Annotated in this window: 26 protein-coding genes, 1 other RNA gene and 1 pseudogene; 18 read left to right on the top strand and 10 right to left on the bottom strand. The window is 75.9% G+C overall.

What is annotated here, in order from left to right; all coding sequences use genetic code 11:
• Positions 1 to 12 precede the first annotated feature (12 nt).
• Genes ECOMGDLI_RS06310 through ECOMGDLI_RS06290 form a run of 5 tightly spaced genes read left to right on the top strand, consistent with a single transcriptional unit; the run spans position 13 to position 5,641 of the window.
• The gene (locus ECOMGDLI_RS06310) at positions 13 to 1,152 is read left to right on the top strand and encodes a hypothetical protein (RefSeq protein ID WP_088315203.1); all 1,140 of its coding nucleotides are present in this window, start codon (positions 13 to 15) and stop codon (positions 1,150 to 1,152) included.
• Positions 1,152 to 4,133, top strand: coding sequence for an ATP-binding protein (locus tag ECOMGDLI_RS06305; protein WP_088315201.1), 2,982 nt, complete (start codon positions 1,152 to 1,154; stop codon positions 4,131 to 4,133). Before ECOMGDLI_RS06310 ends, ECOMGDLI_RS06305 begins: the two co-directional genes overlap by 1 nt.
• A complete protein-coding gene (locus ECOMGDLI_RS06300; protein WP_088288722.1) occupies positions 4,130 to 4,561 on the top strand; it encodes a roadblock/LC7 domain-containing protein in 432 nt (143 codons plus the stop codon). The genes ECOMGDLI_RS06305 and ECOMGDLI_RS06300 overlap by 4 nt, the downstream gene beginning before the upstream one ends.
• Positions 4,558 to 5,031 carry a DUF742 domain-containing protein gene (locus ECOMGDLI_RS06295; RefSeq protein ID WP_198954605.1) on the top strand — a complete coding sequence of 158 codons (474 nt, stop codon included), beginning with the start codon at positions 4,558 to 4,560 and terminating at the stop codon, positions 5,029 to 5,031. The genes ECOMGDLI_RS06300 and ECOMGDLI_RS06295 overlap by 4 nt, the downstream gene beginning before the upstream one ends.
• A complete protein-coding gene (locus tag ECOMGDLI_RS06290) occupies positions 5,009 to 5,641 on the top strand; it encodes an ATP/GTP-binding protein (RefSeq protein WP_088315199.1) in 633 nt (210 codons plus the stop codon). The genes ECOMGDLI_RS06295 and ECOMGDLI_RS06290 overlap by 23 nt, the downstream gene beginning before the upstream one ends.
• A 23-nt stretch (positions 5,642 to 5,664) precedes the next feature.
• On the opposite strand, the gene ECOMGDLI_RS06285 is transcribed toward ECOMGDLI_RS06290, so the two are convergent.
• Positions 5,665 to 6,495, bottom strand: coding sequence for an ABC transporter permease (locus ECOMGDLI_RS06285; RefSeq protein WP_198954604.1), 831 nt, complete (start codon positions 6,493 to 6,495; stop codon positions 5,665 to 5,667).
• The gene (locus tag ECOMGDLI_RS06280; RefSeq protein WP_198954603.1) at positions 6,488 to 7,444 is read right to left on the bottom strand and encodes an ATP-binding cassette domain-containing protein; all 957 of its coding nucleotides are present in this window, start codon (positions 7,442 to 7,444) and stop codon (positions 6,488 to 6,490) included. The genes ECOMGDLI_RS06285 and ECOMGDLI_RS06280 overlap by 8 nt, the downstream gene beginning before the upstream one ends.
• Before the next feature lie 156 nt (positions 7,445 to 7,600).
• Here ECOMGDLI_RS06280 and ECOMGDLI_RS36715 point away from each other — a divergent pair.
• The 3 genes and pseudogenes from ECOMGDLI_RS36715 to ECOMGDLI_RS06265 form a co-directional block, all read left to right on the top strand.
• Positions 7,601 to 7,851, top strand: a pseudogene (locus ECOMGDLI_RS36715) (GntR family transcriptional regulator); the annotation flags it as partial.
• 99 nt (positions 7,852 to 7,950) lie between these two features.
• A complete protein-coding gene (locus tag ECOMGDLI_RS36710; protein ID WP_369812723.1) occupies positions 7,951 to 8,568 on the top strand; it encodes a TetR/AcrR family transcriptional regulator C-terminal domain-containing protein in 618 nt (205 codons plus the stop codon).
• A gap of 94 nt (positions 8,569 to 8,662) precedes the next feature.
• Positions 8,663 to 9,904 carry a 5'-3' exonuclease H3TH domain-containing protein gene (locus ECOMGDLI_RS06265; protein WP_158220916.1) on the top strand — a complete coding sequence of 414 codons (1,242 nt, stop codon included), beginning with the start codon at positions 8,663 to 8,665 and terminating at the stop codon, positions 9,902 to 9,904.
• 6 nt (positions 9,905 to 9,910) lie between these two features.
• On the opposite strand, the gene ECOMGDLI_RS06260 is transcribed toward ECOMGDLI_RS06265, so the two are convergent.
• Positions 9,911 to 10,969 (bottom strand): alpha/beta fold hydrolase, encoded by a 1,059-nt coding sequence (locus ECOMGDLI_RS06260; RefSeq protein ID WP_198954602.1) that lies wholly within the window; start codon positions 10,967 to 10,969, stop codon positions 9,911 to 9,913.
• Between the two features lie 197 nt (positions 10,970 to 11,166).
• On the opposite strand from ECOMGDLI_RS06260, the gene ECOMGDLI_RS06255 reads away from it, so the two are divergent.
• The gene (locus tag ECOMGDLI_RS06255; RefSeq protein ID WP_088315189.1) at positions 11,167 to 12,618 is read left to right on the top strand and encodes a DUF4389 domain-containing protein; all 1,452 of its coding nucleotides are present in this window, start codon (positions 11,167 to 11,169) and stop codon (positions 12,616 to 12,618) included.
• A gap of 64 nt (positions 12,619 to 12,682) precedes the next feature.
• Here the strand turns inward: ECOMGDLI_RS06255 and ECOMGDLI_RS06250 are convergent, their stop codons facing one another.
• Genes ECOMGDLI_RS06250 through ECOMGDLI_RS06240 form a run of 3 tightly spaced genes read right to left on the bottom strand, consistent with a single transcriptional unit; the run spans position 12,683 to position 15,656 of the window.
• Positions 12,683 to 14,122, bottom strand: a complete 1,440-nt coding sequence (locus ECOMGDLI_RS06250; RefSeq protein ID WP_088315187.1) for a pyridoxal-dependent decarboxylase — start codon at positions 14,120 to 14,122, stop codon at positions 12,683 to 12,685.
• 35 nt (positions 14,123 to 14,157) lie between these two features.
• The gene (locus ECOMGDLI_RS06245) at positions 14,158 to 14,934 is read right to left on the bottom strand and encodes a YaaA family protein (protein ID WP_088315185.1); all 777 of its coding nucleotides are present in this window, start codon (positions 14,932 to 14,934) and stop codon (positions 14,158 to 14,160) included.
• 11 nt (positions 14,935 to 14,945) lie between these two features.
• Entirely contained in the window at positions 14,946 to 15,656 is a 711-nt protein-coding gene (locus ECOMGDLI_RS06240) for a TetR/AcrR family transcriptional regulator (RefSeq protein WP_088315184.1), read from the bottom strand.
• Between the two features lie 62 nt (positions 15,657 to 15,718).
• Here ECOMGDLI_RS06240 and ECOMGDLI_RS06235 point away from each other — a divergent pair, with 62 nt between their 5' ends.
• Positions 15,719 to 16,210: a cupin domain-containing protein gene (locus ECOMGDLI_RS06235; protein ID WP_088315182.1), complete on the top strand. Its 492-nt coding sequence runs from the start codon at positions 15,719 to 15,721 to the stop codon at positions 16,208 to 16,210.
• A 13-nt stretch (positions 16,211 to 16,223) separates the two neighbouring features.
• On the opposite strand, the gene ECOMGDLI_RS06230 is transcribed toward ECOMGDLI_RS06235, so the two are convergent.
• Positions 16,224 to 16,829 carry a hypothetical protein gene (locus tag ECOMGDLI_RS06230; RefSeq protein WP_088315180.1) on the bottom strand — a complete coding sequence of 202 codons (606 nt, stop codon included), beginning with the start codon at positions 16,827 to 16,829 and terminating at the stop codon, positions 16,224 to 16,226.
• Between the two features lie 70 nt (positions 16,830 to 16,899).
• Here ECOMGDLI_RS06230 and ECOMGDLI_RS06225 point away from each other — a divergent pair, with 70 nt between their 5' ends.
• The 3 genes from ECOMGDLI_RS06225 (at position 16,900) to rnpB (ending at position 19,249) form a co-directional block, all read left to right on the top strand.
• Entirely contained in the window at positions 16,900 to 17,343 is a 444-nt protein-coding gene (locus ECOMGDLI_RS06225) for a MarR family winged helix-turn-helix transcriptional regulator (protein WP_088315179.1), read from the top strand.
• 17 nt (positions 17,344 to 17,360) lie between these two features.
• On the top strand, positions 17,361 to 18,851 hold the full coding sequence (locus ECOMGDLI_RS06220; RefSeq protein WP_088315177.1) for an RNB domain-containing ribonuclease: 1,491 nt from the start codon (positions 17,361 to 17,363) through the stop codon (positions 18,849 to 18,851).
• Between the two features lie 23 nt (positions 18,852 to 18,874).
• An RNA gene (gene rnpB / locus ECOMGDLI_RS06215) (RNase P RNA component class A) lies at positions 18,875 to 19,249 on the top strand.
• 19 nt (positions 19,250 to 19,268) lie between these two features.
• On the opposite strand, the gene ECOMGDLI_RS06210 is transcribed toward rnpB, so the two are convergent.
• The gene (locus ECOMGDLI_RS06210; protein ID WP_158220915.1) at positions 19,269 to 19,598 is read right to left on the bottom strand and encodes a putative quinol monooxygenase; all 330 of its coding nucleotides are present in this window, start codon (positions 19,596 to 19,598) and stop codon (positions 19,269 to 19,271) included.
• Positions 19,599 to 19,723: 125 nt separating this feature from the next.
• Here ECOMGDLI_RS06210 and ECOMGDLI_RS06205 point away from each other — a divergent pair, with 125 nt between their 5' ends.
• Positions 19,724 to 19,936, top strand: coding sequence for a type II toxin-antitoxin system VapB family antitoxin (locus tag ECOMGDLI_RS06205; RefSeq protein WP_088315310.1), 213 nt, complete (start codon positions 19,724 to 19,726; stop codon positions 19,934 to 19,936).
• Positions 19,933 to 20,334: a PIN domain nuclease gene (locus tag ECOMGDLI_RS06200; protein WP_088315173.1), complete on the top strand. Its 402-nt coding sequence runs from the start codon at positions 19,933 to 19,935 to the stop codon at positions 20,332 to 20,334. Before ECOMGDLI_RS06205 ends, ECOMGDLI_RS06200 begins: the two co-directional genes overlap by 4 nt.
• Before the next feature lie 12 nt (positions 20,335 to 20,346).
• Here ECOMGDLI_RS06200 and ECOMGDLI_RS06195 read toward each other — a convergent pair whose 3' ends face one another.
• Positions 20,347 to 20,979: an AAA family ATPase gene (locus tag ECOMGDLI_RS06195; RefSeq protein WP_088315171.1), complete on the bottom strand. Its 633-nt coding sequence runs from the start codon at positions 20,977 to 20,979 to the stop codon at positions 20,347 to 20,349.
• A gap of 300 nt (positions 20,980 to 21,279) precedes the next feature.
• On the opposite strand from ECOMGDLI_RS06195, the gene ECOMGDLI_RS06190 reads away from it, so the two are divergent.
• The 3 genes from ECOMGDLI_RS06190 to ECOMGDLI_RS06180 all read left to right on the top strand — a co-directional run bounded on the left by ECOMGDLI_RS06190 (position 21,280) and on the right by ECOMGDLI_RS06180 (position 25,669).
• Positions 21,280 to 21,567, top strand: a complete 288-nt coding sequence (locus ECOMGDLI_RS06190; protein WP_088315169.1) for a hypothetical protein — start codon at positions 21,280 to 21,282, stop codon at positions 21,565 to 21,567.
• Positions 21,568 to 21,647: 80 nt separating this feature from the next.
• On the top strand, positions 21,648 to 24,248 hold the full coding sequence (locus ECOMGDLI_RS06185; protein ID WP_088315167.1) for a cation-transporting P-type ATPase: 2,601 nt from the start codon (positions 21,648 to 21,650) through the stop codon (positions 24,246 to 24,248).
• The gene (locus tag ECOMGDLI_RS06180) at positions 24,245 to 25,669 is read left to right on the top strand and encodes an MBL fold metallo-hydrolase RNA specificity domain-containing protein (RefSeq protein ID WP_088315165.1); all 1,425 of its coding nucleotides are present in this window, start codon (positions 24,245 to 24,247) and stop codon (positions 25,667 to 25,669) included. The genes ECOMGDLI_RS06185 and ECOMGDLI_RS06180 overlap by 4 nt, the downstream gene beginning before the upstream one ends.
• Positions 25,670 to 25,703: 34 nt before the next feature.
• On the opposite strand, the gene ppgK is transcribed toward ECOMGDLI_RS06180, so the two are convergent.
• A complete protein-coding gene (gene ppgK, locus ECOMGDLI_RS06175) occupies positions 25,704 to 26,471 on the bottom strand; it encodes a polyphosphate--glucose phosphotransferase (RefSeq protein ID WP_088315163.1) in 768 nt (255 codons plus the stop codon).
• Positions 26,472 to 26,473: the final 2 nt, after the last annotated feature.

Raw genomic sequence — 26,473 nt, 5'->3', positions numbered from 1 at the left:
CAGGGTCGGCGGGTGCGCCGCCGGGTCGCGGCGGGCCTCGCCGCCGTCGCGGTGCTCGTCCCGTACGTCGTGACGCTCGCGCTCTTCGCCCAGCGGCAGACCGCCGACCTCACCTTCGCCCGCGACGAGCGGGACGGCGTCACGTACGCGCGGGCGCTCGTCCGCCTCGTCGCCGCCACCGCCGACGGCCAGAGCGCCGCGGTCGCGGGCCGGACCGTCGACACCGGCCGGCTCACCGAGGCACGGACCGCGGTCGAGGCCGTCGACGCCCGGCTCGGGAACGCCCTCGGCACGAGCAAGCGGTGGGACGACGTCGGCGTCGCGCTCGACGCCGTCCTCGACCAGGGCCCGACCGGTGCGGCCGCCTACGACGCATGGGGCCAGGTCGTCGACCTCGAGCTCGCCCTCACCGCGGCCGTCGGCGACTCGTCGAACCTCATCCTCGACCCCGAGCTCGACACGTACTACGTCATCGACGCCGCGATCACCCGCCTGCCCCGGGTCATCGCCCTGTCGGGCCGGGTGGCCGACCTCACCCGGCTCTCCGGCGCGGCGGAGCACGACGCCCCCGGCCTCACCGAGGCGCAGCGTGCGGCGGCGGGCGCCGGCGAGCGGGTCCGCTCCGAGTTCGCGAACGAGGCCGCCGCGCTCGACCGCAGCCTGCGCGTCGCCTTCGGCGCCACCCGCAGCCGCACGCTCGGCCCGGCGCTCCTCAACCGGCTCGACCGGCTCCGGGACGCCTCGAACACGCTCGCGCCCCCCGGTGACGCCCTCGGTGTCGAGCTCGGGTCGGCGGGCGTCGCGCAGGACCAGACCGCCCGGGTCCAGGTCCGGGACGCCGCGGTCTCGCTCGCGGCCTCGGCGACCGGGGAGATCGACGCACTGCTGGGGACCCGGATCGACGCGCTCACGCGGCAGTACCGGATCGCCGTCCTCCTCGCCGTGCTCGCCGCCGTGGGCGTCCTCGCCGCCGCCTGGGTCGCCGCCGGCCCGCGCCGCCGCCACGAGGAGACGGACGACGCCCCGGTGCCGGAGGACACCGACGACGCCGGGGTCGTCGACGACCTCGTCCTGGAGGCCGAGGAGCTCCTCGCCGGGCGCCGCCTCGTCCGCTCCGGACGGGCGCTGTCCAGCAGCCGGGACGCCGTCTGATGCTCAACCGCCTCCAGGTCCGCGAGAAGCTCACGCTGCTCGTCGTCGTCCCGCTCGTCGCGGTCGCGCTGCTGCTCGTGCCGCTGCTCGCCGGACGTCTCGACGTCGCCCGCTCCGCGGGGGCGACGGCCGGGACGGCCGCCCTCGCACGGGACGCGGGCGTCCTCGTCGAGAGGCTGCAGTCCGTGCGCCTGCTCGCCGTCGCCTACCTCTCGGTGCCGGACGCCGCGCCCGCCGAGCTCACGCTCGCCGTCGCCGACGTCGAGTCCCGCCGCGTCGCGCTCGCGCAGCAGGCCCGGGCCGCCGGTGCGACCGACCTGGCGGCCCGGCTCGACGGTCTCGCACCCGTCGGGGAGCTCGGCCGGCGCGTCCTGGCCCGGGAGGCGACCCAGGACGCCGTCGTCGCGGCGACCTCCGAGGCCGTCGGGTCCGTCGTCGACGGTCTCGGCCTCACGACCGCGACCGGGGAGGGGGCCGGCCGGCTCACCGCCCTCGACACGCTGCTGCGGGCCGACGAGGCGTCGGCCCGGTCCGGCGTCTTCGTGCTCGTCGCGGCGACCTCGACCGGCGCACGGCGTGCGGAGGCCCTCGCGGCCGCCCGGGACGCCTCGGCCTCGGCCACGGCCCTCGGCAGCCAGTTCGCCCGGCTCGCCCCGGGCGCCGTCGCCGAGCTCTTCGGCCAGGCGACCGGCGGCCCGAGCGGCGAGCGGCTCGCGGCCTCCCGCGCTGCGCTCGAGCGGGCCGGCTCCGACCGGGTCGCCGACCGGGTCGCCGTCGAGGTGTACGGCGCCGTCCGGTCGGAGAACGCGGCCCGCCAGCTCGTCGAGACCCGGGTCGCCCAGGAGGTCGCCGTCACCGCCGGCGACGCGGCGTCCGCGGCCACGCTCGCGGTGAGCGTCGTCGCGCTCGTCGTCGTCGTGCTGTTCCTCCTCGTCGTCGCCCTGACCGTCGTCGTCGGACGTTCCGTCTCCCGGCCGCTGCGCCGCCTCACCGGCGCCGCCGGCCGGGTCGCCGACCTCGCCCAGGCCGAGCTCCTGCGGGTCGCCGACGAGGACGACGCGCAGGACGTCACACCGCGGCTCGCCGCCGTCGAGGTCGGCACCGACGACGAGATCGGCGAGCTCGCCGAGGCGTTCAACCGGGTCCAGGCCAGCGCGGCCCTGCTCCTGCAGCGCCAGGTCGTGAGCCGCCGCAACGTCGCCACGATGTTCGCGGGCGTCGGACGGCGCACCTCCAACCTCGTCGGACGCCAGCTCGCCCTCATCGACCGGCTCGAGCGTGCCGAGGACGACCCGGACACGCTCGCGATGCTCTACCGGCTCGACCACGTCTCGACCCGGTTGCGCCGCAACGCCTCCAGCCTCGTCGTGCTCTCCGGCTCGACCGAGAGCGCGGGGGAGGGCCGGCCGGTCGCCATCGCGGACGCCGTCCGCGGCGCCCTCGGCACCGTCGAGGAGTACCAGCGGGTCATGATCGGCCGGCTGCCGGCGGTGTTCCTCGCGCCGGGCGCGGCGTCCGACCTCGTCCTCCTGCTCGCCGAGCTCATGGAGAACGCCGTCCTCTTCTCGCCGCCGTCGAGCACGGTCGAGGTCACCGCCGAGCGCTCGGCGGACGGCGTGTGCGTGCTCTCCGTCGTCGACCACGGCCTCGGCATGGCACCGGACCGGTTCGCCGTCGAGAACGCCCGGCTCAAGGAGCGCGAGCGTCTCGACCTGGCGCCGACCGACGTCCTGGGCCTGTTCGTCGTCGGCCGGATCGCGCGCCGGCACGGCCTCGACGTCCGGCTCGAGCCGACCGCCGACCAGGGCGTCACCGCGGTCGTCACGCTCCCGCCGGCCCTGCTCGTCGACGCTCCGGTGCTGCCCCCGGCCCAGGTGGAGTCCCGGCGCTCCCGGCAGCAGCGGCCCCAGACCGAGCGCGTCCCCGTGCCCGTCGCCGACGCCACCCCGGCGGCGACCGTGCTCGCGCCGCCGCCCGTGGGGCCGCCCGCGGCCCCGCCCGTCGGACCGCCCGTGGGACCGCCGATCGACATGCCGCCGCCGACCCGCGAGGGCGGTGCGGTCGAGGTCACCGGGGTGCCGCGGCGGGTGCCCGGGGCGCACTTCGCCCGGGGCGACGTCGCGGCCCCGGCCCCGGCCGCGCGGGCGACGGGGCCGGACGCCGACCGGGTCCGCAGCGACGTCGACGAGCTCGAGGCCGCCGTCGAGCGGGCCGCGCAGGAGCAGCGGGACGCGCGGTACGGCGTCCCGGGCCGGGGCGTGCCGGCCGCACCGCCGGCACCGGCCGCACCCTCCGGAGCCGCCGAACCCGGCCCGGCAGGGGTCCGTCGCCGGGTGCCGGGGCGCGCGCTGGAGGCGTTCGACACGACCCCGGCCGCCGTCGCCAGCCCGAGCAGCGTCGACGCCGACGAGGTCCGGGCGGCGCTCGACGGGGTCGGCGAGGCCGTCAACCAGGCGCTCCTCGCACCGCCGGAGCGCACCGTCCGGACCCGCCGCCGCGAGGCCGAGCGGGACGCCGCCGCCCAGGAGCCGCTGCGCGTGGGCGACGCGCTCGCGCAGCAGGCCCGGGCGCGGGCCGCGGCGCTGCCGGACACCGTGCCGGCCGCCGCAGCCGGTCCGGAGGCAGGGACCGGGAGCCCGGCCGACGCCGACGCCGCGACCGGGGGAGCCGGCCCGGGCCTCGTCCGGCGGCGCCCGGGCCAGGCCCTGGCGGCGCTCGAGGAGACCGAGCGGGAGAGCCTCGAGGCCCGCGCCGTGCCCCGCACCCCGAAGGCCGTCGCGGCCACGCCGGAACGCCCGGAGGAGGTGCTCGCCTGGGCCGACGACCTCGAGACCGCGATGGCCCGGGTGGACGACGTCCTCGCCACGGCGGAGGCGGACGCGGACGCCGGCACCGCCGCCGGCACCGCCGCGAGCACCGCCGCGAGCACCGGCAGCGACACGAGCACCGAAACCGACCCCGAGAGCCGAGAGCTCCGATGACCGAGACCTTCCACCTCAGCGAGGCCGCTCAGGACTTCACCTGGCTCCTCGACAAGTTCGCCGACGAGACGTCGGGCGTCGTCGACGTCATCGCGGTCTCGGCGGACGGCCTGCTCATGGCCGCCGCGGGGGAGGCCGACCACGCGAGCAGCGACCGGCTCGCGGCGATCGTCTCGGGCATGGTGAGCCTGGCGGCGGGCGCGGGCCTCAGCTACGGCCTCGGGGCGCTCAACAAGGTCATCGTCGACGCGGACGGCGGCTACGTCGTCATCATGGCGATGGGGGCCGGGGCGCTCCTCGGCGTCGTCGCCGAGCGCACCGCCTCGCTCGGCACCGTCGCCTACGAGATGGCGCTGTTCATCAACCGCACCAACGCGATCCTCAGCCCGCGGCTCATCGAGGAGCTGAAGAACTCGGTGGGCGCGTGACCGACGACCACGACCGGGACCACCCGGGCGAGGACGACGTCGGCGGCATCTGGTCGGTCCGGCCGTTCCTCGACCGGACCGCCCGGCCGCGGCCGCCGGCAGCGCCGTCGGTGGCGTCGGTGCCCGACGAGGACGCGGCGACCGCCGTCCGGCCGTTCGTCGTCACCCGCGGCCGCACGGCCGAGGAGACCGATCTCGCCGTCGAGGCCCAGGTCGTGACGACCAAGCTCGGCCAGGCCTCGGCGGACGAGCTGTCCTTCGAGTACCGCGACATCGTCGACCTCTGCGTCGAACCGCTCGCCGTCGCCGAGGTCTCGGCGCGGCTGCGCCTCCAGCTCGGCGTCGCGCAGGTCCTCCTGAGGGACCTCACGCGCTCCGGGCACGTCACGACGTTCGAACCCGGCGTCGGGCTCACCGACGACGTCCACACGATCCTGAGGGTGATCGATGGCCTCCGACAGCTCTCCTGAGACCGGCCCGGTCGCGACCGAGCCGCGACGCACGCCGCCCGTGCCCGTGAAGATCCTCGTCGCGGGCGGGTTCGGCGTCGGGAAGACGACGACCGTCGCGACGGTGTCCGAGATCGCGCCGCTCACGACCGAGGCACGGATGACGTCCGCCGGCATCGGGGTGGACGACAACGCCCTCGTGCCCGGCAAGACGACGACGACCGTGGCCATGGACTTCGGCCGCATCACCATCGACGACAGCCTCAAGCTGTACATCTTCGGGACGCCCGGCCAGGACCGTTTCGGCTTCATGTGGAACGACCTCGCCAAGGGCGCCCTCGGCGCGCTCGTCCTCGTCGACGACCGCCGGCTCGACGACTGCTTCGCCGCGGTCGACTACTTCGAGCGGATGGGCCTGCCGTTCGTCGTCGGCGTCAACCGGTTCGACGGCGGCCACGAGCACGACGTCGACACGATCCGGTGGGCGCTCGCGATCGACCCCAAGGTGCCGATCGTCGAGATGGACGCGCGCAAGTTCCTCTCGGTGCGCGACGCGATCCTCGTCATGCTCCACAAGGCGCTCGAGGCGGCCCAGGCCCGCGCCGGCAGGCCGGACGCCGCGGCGTCCTGAGCCCGCCGGCCCGGCGGGCGGCGTCAGGCCGTGCGGCGGCGGAACAGCACCGCCGCCGCGAGGACCGCCACGGCGACGATCGCGGCGCACCACGCGAACGCCGTCCCGACGGTCCCGGCGACCTCGGACGGCGGCGTCCCGTGCAGGAGGGCCCGGAGACCGTCGACGACCGGGGTCACCGGCTGGTGCCCGGCGAAGCCCTGCAGCCACGCGGGCAGCGTGTCCACCGGGACGACCGCGCTGCTGGGGTAGGCGAAGAACATCAGACCCATCGTCGCGCCGCCCGCGCCTTCCGCGGAGCGCGCGAGCATCCCGAGGCAGGCCGCGACCCAGGTGATCGCCGTGAGGTACGCGGTGACGACGAGGGCGGCCACGAACCAGCCCGCGGCCCCGGCGTGCGGGCGGAAGCCCAGGGCGAGCGCGACGACGACGACGAGGACCGACGAGACGAGGTTGCGCGCGACGGCGACGCCGACGTGCGCGGCGAGCAGGGCCGGGCCGCCGACGTCGAGCGTCCGCAACCGGTCCACGGTGCCGCCGACGAGGTCCTGGCAGACGCTCACGGCGGTCGTGCCGGCGCCGAAGCCGGCGCAGATCGCGACGATCCCCGGCACGACGTCGTCGACGTAGCGGCCGTCCGCGCGCACCGCGCCGCCGAACAGCCAGACGAAGACGGCGAGGATGACCACCGGCAGGACGAGGGCCGTGACGAGGCCGTCGACGTGCCGGACCGCCAGCCGTGCGCAGCGCGCCGTCAGGACGACGACCTGGGTGGTCGCGGTCGCGGCGGAACGCGGGCCGGCGGGTGCGTGGGTCGTGCGGGGGGTGACGGCGAGGACGGCGGTGTCAGGCACGAGACGGCTCCTTGGTGGGGGTGGCGTGGCCGGTGAGGGCGAGGAAGACGTCGTCGAGCGACGCCCCTCGGAGCGCGAGGTCGCGCACGGTCGTGCGGTCGGGGTCGACGAGGTCGAGCACCGCGCGGACCTCGGTGGCGTCGGCGACGGCGACGCTCACGGCGTCCCGGGCCGGGTCGACGGCGAGCACCCGGTCGCCGAGCCGGCGCACGGCGTCCGCCCGGGACGCCGCGTCGGTGAGGACGACCTCGAGCCGCCGCGCCGCGACCCGTTCCTTGAGCGCGGCGGGCGACCCCTGCGCGACGACCCGGCCGCCGTCGACGACGACCACCTGGTCCGCGAGCCGGTCGGCCTCGTCGAGGTACTGGGTCGTGAGCAGGACGGCCGTCCCGCCCGCCGCGAGCGCCGCGACCACCTGCCACAGCTGCTGGCGGCTGCGCGGGTCGAGCCCCGTCGTCGGCTCGTCGAGGAGCATCACGGCGGGCACGGTGACGAGGCCGAGCGCGAGGTCGAGGCGGCGGCGCATGCCGCCCGAGAACGTCGCGACCCGACGACCGGCCACGTCCGCCAGGTCGACGAGGTCGAGCAGGTCCGCCGTCCGAGCCCGGGCGGCGCGACGGGTCAGCCCGGCGAGCCGGGCGACGACGCGGAGGTTCTCCTGCGCGGTGAGGGCGTCGTCGACGGCGGTGGACTGCCCGGTGAGGCTGAGCCTGCGGCGGACCTCGTGACGCTCGCGGACCACGTCGAAGCCCGCGACCCGGGCCGTGCCCGCGTCGGGGACGAGGAGGGTGGCGAGCACCCGGACGGTCGTCGTCTTGCCGGCGCCGTTGGGGCCGAGGAGGGCGCAGACGGTGCCGGCCCCGACGACGAGGTCGAGACCCGCGAGCGCGTGGTCGTCGCCGTAGGCCTTGCGGAGCCCGACGGCCTCGACGGCCGGACGGTCGGTCATGGCGCTCCTTCCCGGCCACGCGTGCGGCCGTTTCTGTACGGTGTACGGACGGTGAGACAGTAGGAGTGTCACCATGCGGGCTCAACGTGTTCCAGGTCCGCGGGGTAGGACACCGGTGGGGTGTCCTAGGACGCTCGGGAAGGGGTGGGGCACCTGATGGACAGACCGCCGTACCTGCGGATCGCGGACGCCGTCGCGGCACTCGTCGAGGACGGGACGCTCCGGCCGGGCGACGACGTGCCCTCCGCCCGCCGGCTGCGGGACGAGCACGGCGTCGCCCTGGCGACCGCCACCCGGGCCCTCGCGGAGCTGCGCGAGCGAGGGCTCACCGTCGTCGTCCCGGGCGTCGGCACCCGGGTCGCGGACGGCGTCCGGGATCCGCAGGTACGGCGGTCTGTCCATCAGGTNGCCGGAGCCCGGGCGGCCGCCCCGGCTCCGGCCCGCCGCCCGGGGTGACGGTCACCGAGGTCGTGGCGACCGCCGTCCGCATCGCCGACACCGAGGGCATGACGGCGATGTCCATCCGCCGGATCGCCAGCGAGCTCGGGCTGCCGACGATGGCGGTCTACCGCTTCGTGCCGAGCAAGGACCGGCTCGTGACGCTGATGACCGACCGGGTCTTCGGGGAGACCACGCTGCCGCGGCGACCGCCCGCGGGCTGGCGTGCCGCGCTCGAGCACGCCGCCCGGTTGCAGTGGGGCCTGCACCGGCGGCACCCCTGGCTCGCCGGGACGATGTCGTTCACCCGGCCGGTGCTCGCACCGGAGGGCATGCGGTGGACGGAGTGGCTCATGGCCGTGCTCGACGACGAGGGCGTCGGCCCGACCGAGCAGCTCCAGCTCGCGATGACGGTCGCGGGCTTCGTCCACGGGATGGGCGCGAAGCTGGAGACCGAGCTCGAGGACGAGCAGCACACCGGGATGTCGGCGGCGGAGTGGATGGCGCAGCGCGAGGCCGCGTTCGCCGCTGCGGCGGGCCGCGCGGGTGAGCGCTTCCCGCGCCTGACCCGGGCCGCAGACGTCACGGACGACAGCGAGTTCGACCTCGACGCGCTCTTCGAGATCGGGCTCGGGATCGTGCTCGACGGCATCGCGGTGCGGCTCGGGCGGGGCGCCGGCGGCTGAGGCACGGGCCCTGCCCGAGGCGGCGCGACACGCTGGACACCTGTTCGAACGATCCGCTTCCTCTGCAGGGCCCTCTCGGGGGATGCTGGGACCCGTGACGGCGCAGACGGTACGGGGGGCGCAGCGGGGCGCCTCCTCCGCCGCGTCGCCCGGGCGCACGCCGTCGGAGCCGCCGCTGCTCGTCGTCCTCGACGGCGACGGCCTGCTCCACCGGGCGTACCACGGCATGGCGGGCGACGACGAGCGGGACGCGCTCGGCCGCCCGACGTGGGCGCTGCGCGGCCTCGTCACGGCGCTCGCCCAGGCCGCCGCACGGCTGCGGCCGGACGCCGTCCTCGTCGCCCTCGACTCGCACGAGCAGTCGGTCCGGGCCGGCCGGCACGCGGCCTACAAGGCGCACCGCCCGGAGAAGGACCACGACCTGCAGGTCCAGCTCGACCTCGCGCCGGACCTGCTCGGTGCGGCCGGGGTGCCGTTCGCGTGCGTGCGCGGCTACGAGGGGGACGACGTCATGGCGTCCGGGGCGGCCCTGGCCCGGGAGGCCGGCTGGCGCAGCGTGCTCGTGACGAGCGACCGGGACACCTTCGCCCTCGTCGACGACACGACGTCCGTGCTGCGCGTGGGCGACGGCGGTGTCGAGGCCGGGTCGCTCGTCACCCCGACCCAGGTCCGCACCGCCTACGGGGTGCTGCCCGCGCACTACCGCGACCTCGCAGCGCTGCGCGGCGACCCGAGCGACAACCTGCCGGGCGTCGCGGGGATCGGCGAGAAGACGGCCGCCCGGCTGCTCGGCGCCTTCGGGTCGCTCGACGCCGCGCTGCACGCGTTGGACGACGACCGCGCCGCGGAGGTCGAGGCGGTCGTCGGGGCCGCCTGCGCCGCCGCCCTCGCGGACCCGGACACCCGGGACGTCGTCGAGCTCAACCGGCACCTCATGACGATGCACGACGACCTGCCGCTGCCCGACCTCGACGAGCTGCGGCTGCCGCTCGAGCCGTCCCGGCTCATCGCGGCGCTGCGGGCGCGCGGGATCCGGCTCGGCCGCTCGCTCTGGGCGCTCGTCGGCGGCGAACCGCCGCCGTGGGCGCCGAACGGCTACGACACCGTGCCCAAGGCGCTGCGCCTCGCGGAGGAGCCCGCGCCGTGGGAGGTGCGGGTGGTGCCGACGCTCGCCGAGCTCGCCGACCTGCGGGAGGCGACCGCGCGCGCGGTCGGCCAGGCCGTCGAGCAGGCAGCTCGGGCCGCGGTGGCGACCGTCGACCTCACGGCCGCCGCGACCGGACGGCGTCGCGGCCGCCCGGTCGCCGCGTGCGAGGACCAGCTCGAGCTGTTCTGACCCCGGTCAGCCGGCGGCCGCCTCCAGGTGCGTGAAGAACATCTCGGTCCAGACGGCCTCGTTGTCGAACACCGGGCCGTGGCCGGAGCCGGGGATGATCTCCATCCGCACCGAGCCGCCCTTGTCGGCGTAAGCGGTGAAGACGTCGCGGAGCTGGGTGACCATGAGCTGCGGCGGCATGACGTCGGCGCCCGGCCAGCCGGGGACGTGCCCGGCCGCGCCGAGGGTGCCCATCTCCCACGCGGAGCCGTCGGCGACGACGATGTCGGCCTCGCCGTGGGTCCACAGGATCGGCGGCTTCGGGTCGAGGTCGACGATCGAGGACCAGTTGCAGTACTTGGGGGACAGGGCGTTGAGGATGCCCTTGGTGCCCGGCGCGACGCCCGGCCAGTTCTCCGACGTCGTCGTGTCGCCGGGGTAGCCGCCGTCGCCGATGAGCGACTTGAGGACCTCGTCGACGAGCATGTCCTCGCGCTCGGGGTCGACGGTGTGGGTGCTCGCCCAGTACGACGTCCGCATGACGTTGCGCGGCGAGAACGGCGAGTCGGTGCCGCGGTCGCCGTCGCGCAGGCGGGCGACGAAGTCCGGGCTGCCGGTGCCGCCGCCGGAGCCGGCGTGGTCCGGGAAGGACGGCGTGCCGTCCCGGTGGACGCCGCCGAACCCGTACGGGGACACCGGGTCGATGTACGTCAGCGAGGCGACGCCGCCGTGGTCCAGGGCGTAGTGCGAGATCGCCGCGCCGCCGGTCGACCAGCCCGCGAGGTGGATCGGGGCGGTGATGCCGAGGTGGTCGACGAGCGCCTTGACGTCGTCCGACCAGTCGCGCAGCCCGCGGGTCGCGTCGAGGTCGGCCTTCTCGCTGTCCCCGAAGCCCCGCATGTCCGGGGCGATGAAACGGAACCGGCCCGGCGCGCCCGGGAGGACGTGCTCGTAGAACCGCCCCGTCGAGAGGTTGCCGTGCACGAGCACCACGGGGACGCCGTCCTGCGGCCCGGACTCGATCCAGTGCGTGGTCAGGCGCGCGGTCTGCGCGGTGTGCGACGTGACTCCGGACGGAAGGTCCACGGGGCGCTCCTCGGGGTGGGGACGACATCGGCGTCGCGGCATCTACGCATCGGCAGGACGCAGTGTCAAGGACGCCGGAGACGCCGCGGGCGCAGGCGCGGGTCCCGACCGCCGGGGATCAAGGACATACGCCCCGAACCATCGCGTTCCGGACCGGGAAGACTGGAGGCCGCCCGAAAGAGAAGTGGTGATTCGCCATGTCCTCCGCACCGGCCTACCCGGTCACCGTGGACGCGGCCCTCGACCCCCACCTGTCGCGGTGGCTGTGGCTCGTCAAGTGGATCCTGCTCGTCCCGCACTACATCTGCCTGGCGTTCCTGTGGGTCGCGTTCTGCGTCATGACCGTCGTGGCCTTCTTCTCGATCCTGTTCACCGGCCGGTACCCGCGCGCGGTGTTCGACTTCAACGTCGGCGTCATGCGCTGGGGCTGGCGCGTCGCGTACTACGGCAGCGGTGCCCTCGGCACCGACCGGTACCCGCCGTTCACGCTCGCGGACGTCCCCGACTACCCGGCCCGGTTCGACGTCGCCTACCCGCCGCGGCTGTCCCGCGGCCTCGTCCTCGTGAAGTGGTGGCTGCTCGCCATCCCGCACTACGTCGTCGTCGGGCTCCTCGTCGGCGGCGGTGCCTGGGTGGCGTCGTCCGAGCGCGACGACGCGTGGCGTTGGGGGAGCGGCGGTCTCGTCGGCATCCTCGTGCTCGTCGCGGGCGTCGTCCTGCTCGTCCGGGGCTCCTACCCGGAGCCGCTCTTCGACATCGTCCTCGGGCTCGACCGCTGGGTGCTCCGGGTGGCCGCGTACAGCGCGCTCATGACCGACGTGTACCCGCCGTTCCGGCTCGACCTCGGCGGCACCGATCCCGGCACCGCCGGGCGAGGTGCCGAACCGGCACCGCCCGCTCCGGCCGGCCGGCCGCTCGCCGGGGGCGACTGGGGCGCGGGCCGGGTCGGACTCGTGGTCGCCGGCAGCCTGCTCGCCCTGCTCTCCACCGGGCCGCTGCTGACGGGCGCCGCGCTCGGCGCCGCCGACCGGTTCGCCCGCGACGGCGACTACCTCACCTCGGGTGACGCCACGTTCGCGACCGCCGGGTCGGCGGTGACGACGGACAGCGTGCTGCTCGAGGGGAGCGGCGCGGACTGGGCGCTGTCCCACATGCTCGGCACGGTCCGGGTCCGCGTGACGCCGCAGGATCCGGCGGACCGGGTCTTCGTCGGGATCGCCCCGACGCAGGACGTCACCCGCTACCTCACCGGCAGCTCCTACGCCACGGTGCGCACCATCCGGGGCGACCAGGTCACGTACGCCGAGCACGTCGGTGACGGGACGCCGGCCGCACCGGCCGCGCAGACCTTCTGGGTCGCCTCCGCGACGGGCGCCGGGCGACGCTCCCTGGCGTGGGACGTGTCGCGCGGCGACTGGACGATCGTCGTCCTCAACGCCGACTCGTCGCCCGGTGTCGACGTCCGGGCGGACGTCGCGGCCACCTTCCCGGCCCTCGGGGCCGCGGCGCTCGGGCTGATCGTCCTGGGGCTCGTCGGCCTCGCCGCCGGGGTCGTGCTCCTCGCCGTCGGCGTGCGCGGCACCGGCCGCCCCGCCGGCCCCGGCGCCGCGGGTCCGCCGTCCGCCCGGGTCCCGACGCTCTCCGGCTGAGCAGCCGGTCGTCGTCCGGCCGGCCGGTGCCCCGGCCGCGCCGGGCGGGCGGTCCGGCACGGGGTCATGCTCCGTGCCGGGCCGTTTCGCGCCGGGCCGCCTCCTTCCGGAGCAGGTCCCACAGCGCCGCGACGTCGGCCCGCTCGGTCGCCTCCGCACCGATCGAGACCCGGACCATCCACCTGCCGTCGAGCAGGGACGGCGTGACGAACGCGGTCCCCGAGTCGTTGACCGCCCCGGCCCAGGCGAGCGTGTGCGCGTCGAGGGCGTCACCGGCGAGGCCGTCGGGCTCGTGCCGCACGCAGACCGTCTGCAGGTCGACGGGTGCGAGCACCCGCCAGCCCGGCTCGGCGCGCACCTGCCCGGCGAACCACTGCGCGTTCGCGAGGTCGCGCCGCAGCCGGGCCCGGATCGCGTCGACGCCGTCCAGGCGCAGGTGGAACCACAGCTTGAGCGCGCGGAACCGGCGCCCGAGCGGGACCCCCCAGTCCTTGTACTGGGTGACCTCGCCGTCAGCCGCCGACCGCAGGTACGACGGGTTCGTCGACATGACCCGCACGAGGTGCTCGACGTCGCGCACGTAGAGCAGCGAGCAGTCGAGGATCGTGCCCATCCACTTGTGCGGGTTCCACGAGAGCGAGTCCGCGCCCTCGACGCCGTCGACGAGGTGCCGGCACTCCGGCAGCAGGAGCGCCGAGCCCGCCATCGCGGCGTCGACGTGCACCCAGGCGCCGTGGGCGGCCGCCACCTCGACGACGGGGCGCACCGGGTCCGTCGCGGTCGTGCCGGTCGTCCCGACGGCGGCGACGACGGCGGCCGGACGGCGTCCCGCCGCGACGTCGTCCGCCATCGCCGTCGCGAGCGCCTCCGGGCGCATCGCGTACGTCACCGGGTCGACGTCGACGAGGCGCAGGTTGTCCTTGCCGAACCCGGCGAGCAGGGCCGCCTTCGCGACGGAGGAGTGCGCGTGCGGCGAGGTGTAGACGACGAGCGGCGCCGGTTCGGCCTGCAGGCCGCCGCGGGTCTCGCAGTAGCCGGTCGCGCGCTCCCGGGCGGCGAGCAGGGCGACGAGGCACGCCGTGGAGGCCGTGTCGTGGATCGCGCCCTTCCAGGCGGGCGAGAGACCCGTCAGGTCGCGCAGCCAGTCGGTGACGACCTCCTCGACCTCGGTCAGCGCGGGCGCGGACTGCCACGTGATGCCGAGGGCGGCGACACCCGAGGACGCGAAGTCCCCGAGGACGGACGCGAGCGAGGCGTTCGAGGGGAACCAGCCGAAGAACGCCGGGTGCTGGGTCTGGGTGATGCCCGGGACGACGACCCGGTCGAGGTCGGCGAGGACCGCCTCGAACGCCTCGGGGGTCTCGGGTGCGTGCGCCGGGAGCGCGGCCGCCACCTCACCGGGGCGCGTCGTCGCCTGCACGGGCAGGTCGGGGATGCGGGCGCGGTGGTCGGCGATCCAGTCGACGAGCGCGTGCGCCGCCACGCGGAACTCCTCGGGCGTCATGGGGCCACGGTACGGCCGGCCTCCGGCGCCCTCCCTCAGCCCTGGACGACGACGTCCACGGTCCAGGGACGACCCGGCCTCGGCGGGCGGTGCAGCTCGACGTCCCAGCGGTCCGCGAGCGCCTCGGCGAGGCCCTCGACGGTCCGCGGGTCGGCGCCGGACTCGAGCAGGTGCCGGGCGACCTCGCCGCGGGTGTGCTTGGCCATGTGGCTGACGACGTTGCGCCTGCCCGCCTCGTCACGGAGCACGCGGACCTCGACGGTGCGGGTGCCGAGCGCGGGGACGCGGCCCATCGCCAGGTAGCTGGACGACCGGCAGTCGACGACGACGCCCTTGGGGCCGGCGGCCTCGGCGAGGACGGCGGGGAGCACCTCGCGCCAGGCGGGCTCGAGGGTGCCCAGGCCGACCAGACGGGCGCAGACGTTGCAGCGGTAGGCGGGGATCCGGTCGGTCGGCCGGACGGCGCCCCACAGGCCCGACACGATGACGAGCCGGCTGCCGGCACGTCGCCTGGCGGCGGGGGAGAGGGTCTTCGCGTCGAGCGCGTCGTAGAGGACGCCGTTGTAGACCTCGAGCGCGGGCCTGGCCGGCAGCTCGGGCAGCCGGGTGTTGCGTTCGACCTCGGCTGCCAGCGACGGGCCGACGTCGAGCCGGGCGAACGCGTCGTCCCGGCCGCTCGTCTCGACGAGGGCGTCGAGCACCTGGGCGCGCAGCGCCGTCAGCGCGGGGAAGGAGAGCTTCGCCAGGTCGACGGGGTTGCCGCGCCGCGGCGGCGGGTTCTTCGACTCCGACGGCGGCAGGAGGATGAGCACGGGTCCGGAGACTAACGGCGCGGGCGGGTGCGCCGCGCGGCGTGCTGCTGCGGGGCCTGCTGCGGTTCGTCGAGCAGCAGCCGCGCCATCGTGTCGGCGAGCCACTCCCGGAAGGCCTCCTCGGCCCAGCCCTGGTGCTCGACGAGGCCGACGAAGAGGTCCGGGTCGTTGAGGGTCCACAGCACGTCGGCGGCGGTGGCCGGGGTGAGCCCGGGGCGCAGCGCTGCGCTGACGACGTCGCGCTCGACGACCATCGCGGCGCCGGCCCGCCGCCCGCGCAGCCAGCCCTCCCAGAGGTCGGCGACCTCGGGCGCGGAGTCGGTCGCCCGCCGGACGACCTCGACGACGTGCCCGGCGCGCCGGCCGATGAGCAGGCAGACGTCCGCGTAGGCGCGCAACGCGTCGGCAGCCGTCCCGGCGTCCCAGACGGGGGCGAACCAGGGCCGGTCGCGGACCGGCACCGGCTCGTCGTCCCCGGCCAGCGCCTCGTCGAGGACCCGTTTCAGCAGAGCGGGTTTGGTGCCGAACGCCGCGACGACGGTCGGGCGGGCGACGCCGGCACGGAGCGCGACGTCCGCGAGCGAGGTGCCGCCGTACCCGTGCTCGAGGAAGAGGTCGTGGGCGGCGCGGACGACGGCCGCGCGGGTGCGCCGCGCGGACTCGGCGCGCACCGCCGAGCGGTAGGGCCGCCGTGCGCCGTCGGCCGGGGGCTTGACGTCCATCGCCACGTCGTCATACTAGCCACCTATTCACCATACTGATTATCTAGTGAAAGTGGTCCGCCATGACCGAGCCGGCCGTCGCCGCGTCCCCCTACCTGCTCCGCCCCGACGAGGGGGAGGCGCTCTGGTTCCTCGACAACCTCGTGACGCTCAAGGCGACCGGCGCGGTGACCGGCGGTGCGCTCACGGTCGCCCACTTCGTCAACCCGGCCGGTTTCGCGCCGCCGCTGCACCGGCACCTCGTCGAGGACGAGATGTTCTACGTGCTCTCCGGGGCGGCCGAGTTCCTCTGCGCCGGCAGCAGGCTGGCCGCCGGGGCGGGGGACTTCGTGCTCCTGCCGAAGGGGGAGCCGCACGCGTTCCGGGTCGGCGCCGACGCCCCGCTCGTGGCGCTGCAGCTCACCACCCCGGCCGGGTTCGAGGACTTCGCCGCCGCGGTCGGTGTCCCCGCCGCCGAGCGGCGGCTGCCCGAGCCCGGCCCGGTCGACCCGGCGGCGCTCGGGCACGCCGCCGCACTGCACCGCATCGAGATCCTCGGACCCCCGCCGCGGTGACCCGTGCGCGCGGTCAGGCGGCCCGCCGCCGGTGCAGCGTCCAGCGGGCGAACGCCCAGACGGCCAGCGCCAGGACCGACGTCCAGGCGGCCCAGGATGCGACGTTCTTGACGAGCGAGCCCGTGCGGAAGACCGGGCCGACCCAGTCGGGGGCCGCGGTGCCGGCCCGGACGAGGGCCCAGGCCGCCACGTTCTCGGTGTAGTCGCCGACCGCCGCGAGGGCCGGTGCGAGGGTGAGCAGGGCGGGGCGGACGCCGGCGCGTCGGCCGAGCAGCAGGGCCAGGCCGGCGAGCAGGAGGGCGGTGACCGCGGGGTACAGCAGGTCGACGACCTGCAGGTCGCGGTACGCGGCCAGGCCCTGCGCGCCGCAGGTGCGGGCGAAGTCGCGGACGGCGGCCGGTGCGGGGGCGAACGTGACGTCCGGCGCCGGGCCCGCGCACGCGGCCTCGACGGCGGCGAGCGAGAACCGCCCGGTGCCCGCGAAGAGCAGACCGGCCAGGGCGGTCCAGGCGGCGGCGACGGGCAGCAGGACCGCGGGCCGGGACAGGCGCGGACGCGTCGCCGCCCGGCCGGCCATCGCACCCGTGGTCGTCGCGGTCGTCGGGGTCGTGAGGGTCATGGCGATCTCCAAGTAATGCGATCTCGTAGTATCTAGAAAGTACGAGTTCGCAGCAGATATCGTCAAGGGCATGACGGACGACGCATCGGGGACCAACGTTCTCTTCGACCTGTGGCTGGCCTCGAGGGCTGCGACGTCGGTGCTCGACGAGGCCCTGCGCCCGGCCGGGCTGACGGCCGACGAGTTCGCCGTCTACTCGGTGCTCGTCGCCGCGCCGCTGACGCCGGGCGAGCTCGCGTCGTGGATGGCGGCCCCGCCGACGACCGTGTCGAGCTACGTCCGGCGGTTCGAGGCGCGCGGGCACGTGCGCCGGCTGCCGCACCCGGACGACGGCCGCTCGTACCGGGTCGAGCTGACCCGGGAGGGGCGCCGGGCCCACCAGCGGGCCGGTGCCCTGTTCCTGCCGGTGCTCCGCGACGTCGAGGCCCGGCTCGGCCGCTCGACGGGCGCCGTCCGCGGGGCGCTCGCACGCACCCGCACGGCGCTCGACGTCGTGCGGCCGGGCGGCGCATGAGTGCGTAGGGTGCCGCCATGGTTCGTCGATCGATCAGGGTCCGTGGCGACGACGCCGCGTCGGTGGCCGCGCTGACCCGGCGGTTCGGGCGCATCCGCGACGACCTCGGGGTGCCCGCCGCGTTCCCCGGGCCGGTCGTCGACGCGGCGGCCGCGGCCGCCGCGACGACCGGCGACGGCGCCGGCGGCGGCCGGGTCGACCTGCGGGACGTCCCGTTCGCGACGGTCGACCCGGTCGGCTCCACGGACCTCGACCAGGCGATGGCGCTGTCCCGGCGCGACGGGGGCGGCTGGCACGTCGACTACGCGATCGCCGACGTCCCGGCGTTCCTCGCGCCCGGCGGCCTCGTCGACGCCGAGGCACGGCGGCGCGGGCAGACCCTGTACGCCCCCGACCGGCGCACCCCGCTGCACCCCGAGGTGCTCAGCGAGGACGCCGCGAGCCTGCTCCCGGACGTCGACCGGCCCGCGTTCGTCTGGCGCTTCGACCTCGCGCCCGACGGTGCGGTCGAGCACCTCGACCTCGTGCGGGCCGTCGTCCGCTCCCGGGCCCGGCTCGACTACGGCCAGGTGCAGGCGGCGGCCGACGCGCACCCGTCGTCCGGTGCGGCGCCCGTGTCGTTGCCCGACGACGAGGTCGCCGCGCTCGCGGTGCTGCTGCGCGAGATCGGGACGGCGCGCCAGGCCCAGGAGCGCGCCCGCGGCGGGGCGAGCCTGCCGCTGCCCGAGCAGGACGTCGTCGCGCAGGACGGCTGCTACCGGGTCGTCCTGCGGCCCGCGCTGCCGTCGGAGGACTGGAACGCCCAGCTCTCGCTCATGACCGGGATGGCCGCCGCGGACCTCATGCTCCGTGCGGGCATCGGCCTGCTCCGCACGCTGCCGGCCCCCGAGCCGCACGCCGTCGAGCGGTACCGGCGCCAGGTCGCGGCGCTCGGCGTCCCGTGGACCCGCGACGAGCCGTACGGCGAGTTCCTGCGCCGCCTCGACCGGGACGTCCCCGCGCACCTCGCGGCGATGCACGAGGCCGGCGCGCTGTTCCGCGGCGCCGGGTACACGCCGTTCGACGGCACCGAGCCGCCGGTGCGAACGCACGCCGCGGTCGCCGCGCCGTACGCGCACGTCACCGCGCCGCTGCGTCGGCTCGTCGACCGGTTCGGCCTGCTCGTGAGCCACGCGGTGGCGTCCGGCGGCGAGGTCCCCGGCTGGGTCCGGGAGGCGCTGCCGGCGCTCCCCGAGGCGATGGCGGCGTCCGACCGGCTCGCGGGCGAGCTCGAGCGGCGCTGCGTCGACGTCGTCGAGGCCGCCGTCCTCGCCGACCGGGTCGGTGAGGTCTTCGACGCCGTCGCGGTCGACGTCGGCAAGGACGGCGCGAGCGGCAAGGTCCAGCTGCTCGACCCGGCGGTGCTCGTCCGCGCGCAGGGGCCGCTCACCGTCGGGACGGCGCTCAAGATGCGGCTCGAGGCCGTGGACGTCGAGGCGGGGTCGGTGCGCGTCGTCCCGGTGGGGTGACGGGCACTAGGCTGGCCCGCGGACGAGCCGGACGGGCGGTCGCGTCGGTGGCCGTGAGGTCACCGCCGAGGAAAGTCCGGACTCCGAAGGGCAGGGTGGTGGGTAACACCCACCCGGGGTGACCCGCGGGACAGTGCCACAGAGAACAGACCGCCGGGCGGCGCGAGCCGGCCGGTAAGGGTGAAACGGTGGTGTAAGAGACCACCAGCGTGCCGGGTGACCGGTGCGGCTCGGTAAACCCCACCCGGAGCAAGACCGAACAGGGAGCGCCCGAGGGCTGCCCGCCCGAGCTCCCGGGTAGGTCGCTGGAGGGCGTCGGCAACGGCGCCCCGAGATGGATGGCCGCCGCCTCCGGTCCGCCGGAGGCACAGGATCCGGCTTACAGTCCGGCTCGTCCGCCCGCAGTGCTGACGGACCTCAGACGAGGTCCGTCAGCACGCCCGGCCCCTGCAGGCCGAGGCCGTGCCGCTCGACGAGGTGGTCGACCCGCAGCGACCGCGCGAGGAACGGCTCGACGGGTGCCCAGCAGCGTTCGAAGCGCCCCGAGCCGGTGAACTCGAGCAACTCGTCGGCGGTCTCCCAGAGCACCTGCACCATGTAGGTGCCCGGCTCCTCCACGCCCTGGGCGACGGTGAAGTCGCGGAAGCCGCGGGTCATGAAGACCTGCTGGCGCACCTCGCACAGGGCGGCCTCGAAGGCCGACTCCCGCCCGTCGCGGACGGCGATCTCCACACGCTGCACGAACACCCCGCCACGGTACTGCGCCGCCAGGGACGGCCACGGGAGTGCCGGCCGCGAGGGTACTTCGGATATCGAGGAAAGGCGTCTAGGATATCCAGGGAACCCCAGCTGTCAGGAGGCGCGCGATGGCGATGACCAAGACCCCCATCGAGATCGACGACGAGGCGCTCGCCGCCGCGGCCGAGGTGCTGGGGACGAAGACCAAGAAGGACACCGTCAACGCCGCCCTGCGCGAGGTCAGCGAACGCCTGGTCCGGCTGCGGGCCCTGGAGCACCTCGGCGAGATGGCCGACCGCGGTGACTTCGACGAGTTCATCGCCGACGAGACCACCTACCGGCGGTGAGCCGCGCGCTCTTCCTCATCGACACGTCCGCGCTGTTCCGCATCCTCACCAGGCCGCTGCGCGACGTCTGGGCCGACCACCTCACCTCCGGCGTCGTCTGCGTGTGCCCGGCCGTCGAGCTCGAGTTCCTCTACTCCGCGCGCTCCCTCGCCGACCGCCTCGACAAGCAGCGCACCCTGCGGCGCGTCTTCGGCTGGGTCCCCATGGCGGACGGCGGGTTCGAGCGGGCGGCCGAGGTGCAGGAGGCGCTCACGCTGACCGGGCACCACCGCTCCGCAGGTCCGGTCGACCTCCTCGTCGCCGCCACCGCGGAACGGGAGCGACTTACGCTGCTCACCGCCGACAAGGACTTCGAGGTCGTCGCGTCGGTCACGGGCCAACCGGTCCGGATGATCTGATCCGACGCCCGGTCAGCCGATCCGGACGTGCCGAAGCCCGACCCCGGCCCGCCTCACGGCGGCCCGGACCCGGCCGTCGGTGTTCGGCAGGAGCGCGAGCCCGCACGACGCCGCGATCCGGTCGGCGACCTCGCTGACGCCGCCGGCCTCGGTGTCGACCTGGTCGGCGAACATCTCCGCCCGCAGCGCGTCCAGCGCGGCGTCGAGCCGCCGGACGGCGAAGCTCTCGCCGCGCAGCAGGCGCTCGCGGCCGAGGACGGCGCGGGCCACGTGCCCGAGGCCGCGCTCGGCGAGCCGGTCGAGGACCACCTCGCGGCGCGCGAGCAGGCTGAAGTGCCGGACGTCGTGCCCGAGGTCGCGCAGCCGGCCGACCGTCTGCGCGAAGTACGTCGGGTCGGTGACCGTCATCGGGGCCAGGACGACGCCGTCGTGGTGCCGCAGCGTGAGGTCGAGCGTCTCGACGACACCGTCCCGCCACGCGCGCAGGTCCTGGAAGTCGCTGCGCAACGCCGGAGGCAGCACCCGGTGCAGGCCGTAGCCGACCTCCTCGGGGTCGCAGACGACGCTGCCGGGTAGCCGCCGGTGCAGCTCGAACGCCGTCTGCGTCTTGCCGACGCCGAACGGACCGTTGATCCAGACGAGCATCCGTCGACCGTAGCCCGCACATGGTTGCGGCGCCCTCGACACGGGGGACGTCGAGGGCGCCGCGCAGCAGACGCTACGGCTGCGGAGGGCGGCTCCCGGGGGGCTTGACGCGAAGATCGACCATTCGGCGGAGACGGGTTGCGGTGGTTCTGTGGCTATCCGTAACGATATTCAGAGCGTCACCTGACGACTGCGAAACGTCGTGGTGTGGCTCTCCCCGGGCGATCGCGCAGCGCCCGAGCGGGTGGGGCGGGGTCGCGCCCGCTTGCCATCGGCCCCGGCAGTGGGTTGCCTGGTCCCATGTCCACGATCGAGCGCCGCGAAGCTGCCCGGGCCAACCAGCGCGCCGCCGCGTTCATCCGGTTCCAGGTGCTCAGCGACCACGAGGCGATGCACTTCATCCTCACCGAGGCCTCGGAGAGCGACACCGCACGCCTCGCGTTCACCACCGCGCTCGCCTCGATCGCCGGCTCGCTCGCGACGTCGTCCATGGGCCGGGAGCAGGCGCTCGCGTACCTGCAGTCCGTCGCCGAGAGCAGTGCGGCCCTGTCGGACGCCGACGACATCGACCGCTACTTCGAGGGCTGATCCGCCCCTGACCGGCCCGCTCCGCCTCGCGGGGACGTAGGACCCCACGCCGTCCCGCACCCTCGGAGAAGGCTGGACGCATGCCCGGCCTCACCTCTGCGGAGGCCGCCTTCCGGCTGCGGACCGACGGCCCGAACCTCATGCCCGTCGCCCGGGGTCCGTCCGCGGCGCGGCTGCTGCTGCGGCAGATGGTGCACTTCTTCGCCCTCCTGCTCTGGGGCGCCGCCGGGCTCGCGGCCGTGGCGGGGATGCCGCAGCTCGCCGTCGCGATCGCGGTCGTCGTCGTCCTCAACGGGTTCTTCGCCTTCGCCCAGGAGTGGCGCGCGGACCGGGCGGGTGCCCGGCTGCGCGAGATGCTCCCGGCCCGGGTCGTCGTCGTCCGGGACGGCCGCAGGACGACCGTCGACGCCGCCGACCTCGTCGTCGGGGACCTCATGGTCGTCGAGGCGGGGGACCGGCTCAGCGCGGACGGCGTCCTCGTCGACGCCGCGGACCTCGCCGTCGACGAGTCCAGCCTCACCGGCGAGAGCGTCCCGGCCCGGCGCGGCACCGGCGACCAGGTCAGCGCGGGTTCGTTCGTCGTCACCGGCGACGCCTCGTGCACCGTCACCGGGACCGGCGCCTCGACCCGGCTCGCGGCCGTCGCGCACCTCACCGAGGGCGGCCACCGCCCGCCGAGCCCGCTCGCCCGCCGGCTGGACCGCGTCGTCACCGTCGTCGCCGTGCTCGCGGTCGGCGTCGGCGTCGCCTTCTTCGGGCTCGCGCTGCTCCTCGGCACGTCGCCGTCCGACGGGTTCCTCTTCGCGATCGGCGTCACCGTCGCACTCGTCCCGGAGGGGCTGCTCCCGACGGTCACGCTGTCGCTCGCCCGGTCCGCGCAGCTCATGGCCGGCCGGCACGCGCTGGTCCGCCACCTCGAGGCCGTCGAGACGCTCGGCTCGACGACGTTCATCTGCACCGACAAGACCGGCACCCTGACCCGCAACGAGATGACCGCCGTCCGGGTCTGGACGCCGGACGGCGAGGTGCGGGTCGTCGGGGACGGCTGGTCCCCGGTGGGCCGGCTCACCGGGCCGGACGCCGCCGTGGCCCGCGTCGCGCCGCTCGCGCTCGCCGCGACCCGCTGCTCGTCGGGCCGGCTCGTGCGGGTCGCGGGGCGCTGGCGGCCGCAGGGCGACCCGATGGAGGTCGCCCTCCACGTGCTCGCGCTGCGCGCCGGCGCGGACGTCGACACCGACGAACGGGAGCGACCGCTGCTGCGGCGCCGGCCGTTCGACCCGCAGCGGCGGCGGATGTCCGTCGAACTGCCCGGGGAGGTCGTCGTCAAGGGCGGGGCGGACGCCGTCCTGCCCCTCTGCAGGGCCGCAGCGGACCCGGCGCACCCGGCGTGGGGGGCGCTCGAGGCGCTCAGCGGGCTGGGGCTGCGGGTGCTCGCGGTCGCGCGGGGCGGCCGACCCGACGGGCAGGTCACGGACGACGAGCAGGGCCTCGAGCTGCTCGGGCTCGTCGGGCTCGAGGACCCGCCGCGGGACGACGTCGCCGAGGCGCTGGCGCTCTGCCGGCACGCCGGGATCCGGGTCGCCATGGTCACCGGGGACCACCCGGCGACGGCGCTCGCGATCGCCCGGGAGACCGGGCTCGTGCCGCACGGCGTCGAGGCGCTCGTCGTCGCCGGCGCGGACCTGCCGTCGGACGTCGCGGCGCTCGGGGCGCTGCTCGACCGCGACGGCGTCGTCGTCGCCCGGGTCACCCCGGAGGACAAGCTGCGGATCGCCGCCGCGCTCCAGGCCCGCGGGCACGTCGTCGCGATGACGGGGGACGGCGTCAACGACGGTCCGGCGCTGCGGGCCGCGGACGTGGGGGTCGCGATGGGCGCCTCCGGCACGGACGTCGCCCGCGAGGCCGCCGACCTCGTGCTGCTCGACGACCGGTTCGCGACGATCGTCTCCGCGGTCGCGCTCGGCCGGGCCACGTACAGCAACGTCCGGCGCTTCCTCACGTACCACCTCACGGACAACGTCGCCGAGCTCGCCCCGTTCGTCGCCTGGGCACTCACCGCCGGTCGCTACCCGCTCGCCCTCGCCGTCCTCCAGGTGCTCGCGCTCGACATCGGCACCGACCTGCTCCCGGCGCTCGCCCTCGGGTCCGAGCCGCCGAGCCCGCGCGTCCTCGACGGGCCGGCCCGCACCGGCGAGCTCGTCGACCGGCAGGTGCTGCTGCGGGTGTTCGGCGTCCTCGGCCCCGCCGAGGCGGTCGTCGAGCTCGCCGCCTTCACGGCCGTGCTCGTCGCCGGCGGCTGGGTCTGGGCGGCGGTGCCGGACGCCGGGCTGCTCGCGACGGCGTCCGGGACCGCCTTCGCGGCCGTCGTCCTCGGCCAGCTCGCGAACGCCTTCGCCTGCCGCAGCGCCGCCCGCCCCGTCGGCCTGTGGTCGCTGCGCGACAACAGGCTGCTCCTCGGTGCGGTCGCCGCCGAGCTCGGCGCCCTCGCGCTCTTCCTCTGGGTGCGCCCGCTCGCCGACCTCCTCGGCGGCTCGCCGCCGAACCTGCTCGGCTGGCTCGTCGCCGCCTGCGCCATCCCGGCGGTGCTCCTCGCGGACGCCGCCCAGAAGGCCGCAGCGGCTCGGTCCCGTCGCACGGTCCCCGCACCCGCCCCTGCCCGACACCCGGAGGTGTCGTCATGACCGCTCCCACGTCCATGACCTTCCTCGGCGGCGCCGGCACGGTGACCGGGAGCAAGACGCTCCTCGTCCACGGCGGCCACCGGCTGCTCGTCGACTGCGGGCTCTTCCAGGGCACCCGCGAGCTGCGCCGGCAGAACTGGGCACCGCTGCCCGTCGCGCCGGCAGGGATCGACGCGGTCGTCCTCAGCCACGCCCACCTCGACCACTGCGGCTACCTGCCGGCGCTGGTCCGGCAGGGCTTCGACGGGCGGGTGCTCTGCACCGCGGGCACCGCCGAGCTCGCGGCGATCGTGCTGCGCGACAGCGCGAAGCTCGCCGAGGAGGAGGCACGGGACGCCCGCGTCGGCGGCTGGTCCCGGCACAGCGCCCCGCAGCCGCTGTACGACGAGGCGGACGCCGAGAAGGCGATCGCGCTGCTCGAGGTCGTCCCGGAGGACCACCCCGTCGAGGCCGTCCCGGGGGTCGTCGTCGAGCTGCCGCCGGCGGGGCACATCCTCGGCTCGGCGATGCCCGTCGTCCGGGTCGAGTGCGGTCCCGCCGACCGGCGGCCGGGCCCGGCCGTCGTCGCGTTCTCCGGCGACCTCGGCCGCCCGGGGCACCCGCTGCTCCTGCCGCCCGGCCCGCCGCCGGCCGCGGACGCGCTCGTCGTCGAGTCGACGTACGGCGACCGCCGGCACCCGGAGCCCTCGACGGCCGCCCTTGCGGACGCCGTCCGGCGCACCGCGGCCCGCGACGGGGTGCTCGTCGTCCCGGCGTTCGCCGTCGACCGGACCGAGGTCGTCCTGCTCGCCCTGGCCGACCTCATGCGCTCGGGCGCCGTCCCGACCCTGCCGGTGTACCTCGACAGCCCGATGGCCCTCGCCGCGCTGCGGGTCTACCGGCAGGCGCTGTCCGCCGGGGCCGGCGGGCTGCGGCCCGGGCCGGTGGCGGACGTGCACGCGGGCTTCGACCCGTTCGAGACCGGCGACCTGAGGGAGGCCCGCAGCGCCGAGGAGTCGATGCGCCTCAACAGCCCCGGCAGCCCGTGCATCATCCTGTCGGCGTCCGGGATGGCGTCCGGCGGGCGGGTCGTCCACCACCTCGCGCACCTGCTGCCGGACCGCCGCAACACGGTGCTCCTCGTCGGCTACCAGGCCGTCGGCACCCGGGGGCGGGCGCTCGTCGAGGGCGCCACCGAGGTGAAGATCCACGGCAAGTACGTGCCGGTCCGGGCCGAGGTCGTCGCGCTCGACGAGTTCTCCGTGCACGCGGACGCCGACGACATCCTCGCCTGGCTGCGGTCCTCGCCGCGCGAGCCCGAGGTGTGCTACCTCGTCCACGGCGAGCCGGACGCCGCCGCCACGCTCGCCGCGCGGGTGCGCGCCGAGCTCGGGTGGTGCGCCGTCGTGCCGCGGCCGGGGGAGCGGGTGCTCGTCGGCTGACGCCGGCGCACCCGTCGCGGTCAGCGGCCGCGGGTCAGCTGCCGAGCTCGGCGGCGGCGACGGCCGCGCCGACGATCCCGCCGTCGTTGAGCAGCCCGGCGGGCACGATCGGGGCCCGGAGCTTGAGGAGCGGGAGGAACTTCGCGCTCTTCTTGCTCACGCCGCCGCCGACGACGATGAGGTCGGGCCAGAAGAGGTTCTCCACCGTCGAGAAGTACTTCTGGAGCCGCTTGGCCCACTGCTCCCAGGTGAGGTCCTCGGCGTCCCGGACACTGTCCGCGGCGCGGGACTCGGCGTCCTTGCCGTCGATCTCCAGGTGCCCGAGCTCGGTGTTGGGGACGAGCTGGCCGTCGACGATGAGGGCGCTGCCGATGCCGGTGCCGAGGGTCGCGAGGAAGACCACGCCCTTGACCCCCTTGGCGGCGCCGTAGCGCGCCTCGGCCAGGCCCGCGGCGTCCGCGTCGTTGATGACGTGGACGGCGCGACCGAGCTTGGCCGTCATGAGCGCGTCGACGTCGGTGTCGACCCAGGCCTTGTCGACGTTCGCGGCCGTGCGCGCGACGCCGTGCTGGATGACCGCCGGGAAGGTCACGCCGATCGGCCGGGTGCCCGACGCACGGCCGAACGAGGACACGATCTGGCCGACGACCTCGGCGACCGCCTCCGGGGTGGACGGGGAGGGGGTGGGGATCCGCAGCCGCTCGGCGTTGAAGGCCCCCGCCGCGAGGTCGACCGGAGCGCCCTTGATGCCGCTCCCGCCGATGTCGATGCCGAACCCGATCCCACGTGTCACGCGTGCCATGG

The sequence above is a fragment of the Kineosporia sp. R_H_3 genome, from assembly GCF_002198675.1.
GTDB lineage: Bacteria > Actinomycetota > Actinomycetes > Actinomycetales > Kineosporiaceae > R-H-3.
This window is presented reverse-complemented; position numbering and strand designations above follow the sequence as displayed.

Coding starts and splice junctions, on each gene's coding strand:
- ECOMGDLI_RS36710 (WP_369812723.1), top strand. CDS start 7,951: ATGACGGCGATGTCCATCCGCCGGATCGCCAGCGAGCTCGGGCTGCCG.
- ECOMGDLI_RS06300 (WP_088288722.1), top strand. CDS start 4,130: ATGACCGAGACCTTCCACCTCAGCGAGGCCGCTCAGGACTTCACCTGG.
- ECOMGDLI_RS06185 (WP_088315167.1), top strand. CDS start 21,648: ATGCCCGGCCTCACCTCTGCGGAGGCCGCCTTCCGGCTGCGGACCGAC.
- ECOMGDLI_RS06225 (WP_088315179.1), top strand. CDS start 16,900: ATGACGGACGACGCATCGGGGACCAACGTTCTCTTCGACCTGTGGCTG.
- ECOMGDLI_RS06220 (WP_088315177.1), top strand. CDS start 17,361: ATGGTTCGTCGATCGATCAGGGTCCGTGGCGACGACGCCGCGTCGGTG.
- ECOMGDLI_RS06255 (WP_088315189.1), top strand. CDS start 11,167: ATGTCCTCCGCACCGGCCTACCCGGTCACCGTGGACGCGGCCCTCGAC.
- ppgK (WP_088315163.1), bottom strand. CDS start 26,471: ATGGCACGCGTGACACGTGGGATCGGGTTCGGCATCGACATCGGCGGG.
- ECOMGDLI_RS06180 (WP_088315165.1), top strand. CDS start 24,245: ATGACCGCTCCCACGTCCATGACCTTCCTCGGCGGCGCCGGCACGGTG.
- ECOMGDLI_RS06190 (WP_088315169.1), top strand. CDS start 21,280: ATGTCCACGATCGAGCGCCGCGAAGCTGCCCGGGCCAACCAGCGCGCC.
- ECOMGDLI_RS06230 (WP_088315180.1), bottom strand. CDS start 16,829: ATGACCCTCACGACCCCGACGACCGCGACGACCACGGGTGCGATGGCC.
- ECOMGDLI_RS06305 (WP_088315201.1), top strand. CDS start 1,152: ATGCTCAACCGCCTCCAGGTCCGCGAGAAGCTCACGCTGCTCGTCGTC.
- ECOMGDLI_RS06240 (WP_088315184.1), bottom strand. CDS start 15,656: ATGGACGTCAAGCCCCCGGCCGACGGCGCACGGCGGCCCTACCGCTCG.
- ECOMGDLI_RS06195 (WP_088315171.1), bottom strand. CDS start 20,979: ATGCTCGTCTGGATCAACGGTCCGTTCGGCGTCGGCAAGACGCAGACG.
- ECOMGDLI_RS06250 (WP_088315187.1), bottom strand. CDS start 14,122: ATGACGCCCGAGGAGTTCCGCGTGGCGGCGCACGCGCTCGTCGACTGG.
- ECOMGDLI_RS06205 (WP_088315310.1), top strand. CDS start 19,724: ATGACCAAGACCCCCATCGAGATCGACGACGAGGCGCTCGCCGCCGCG.
- ECOMGDLI_RS06280 (WP_198954603.1), bottom strand. CDS start 7,444: ATGACCGACCGTCCGGCCGTCGAGGCCGTCGGGCTCCGCAAGGCCTAC.
- ECOMGDLI_RS06290 (WP_088315199.1), top strand. CDS start 5,009: ATGGCCTCCGACAGCTCTCCTGAGACCGGCCCGGTCGCGACCGAGCCG.
- ECOMGDLI_RS06235 (WP_088315182.1), top strand. CDS start 15,719: ATGACCGAGCCGGCCGTCGCCGCGTCCCCCTACCTGCTCCGCCCCGAC.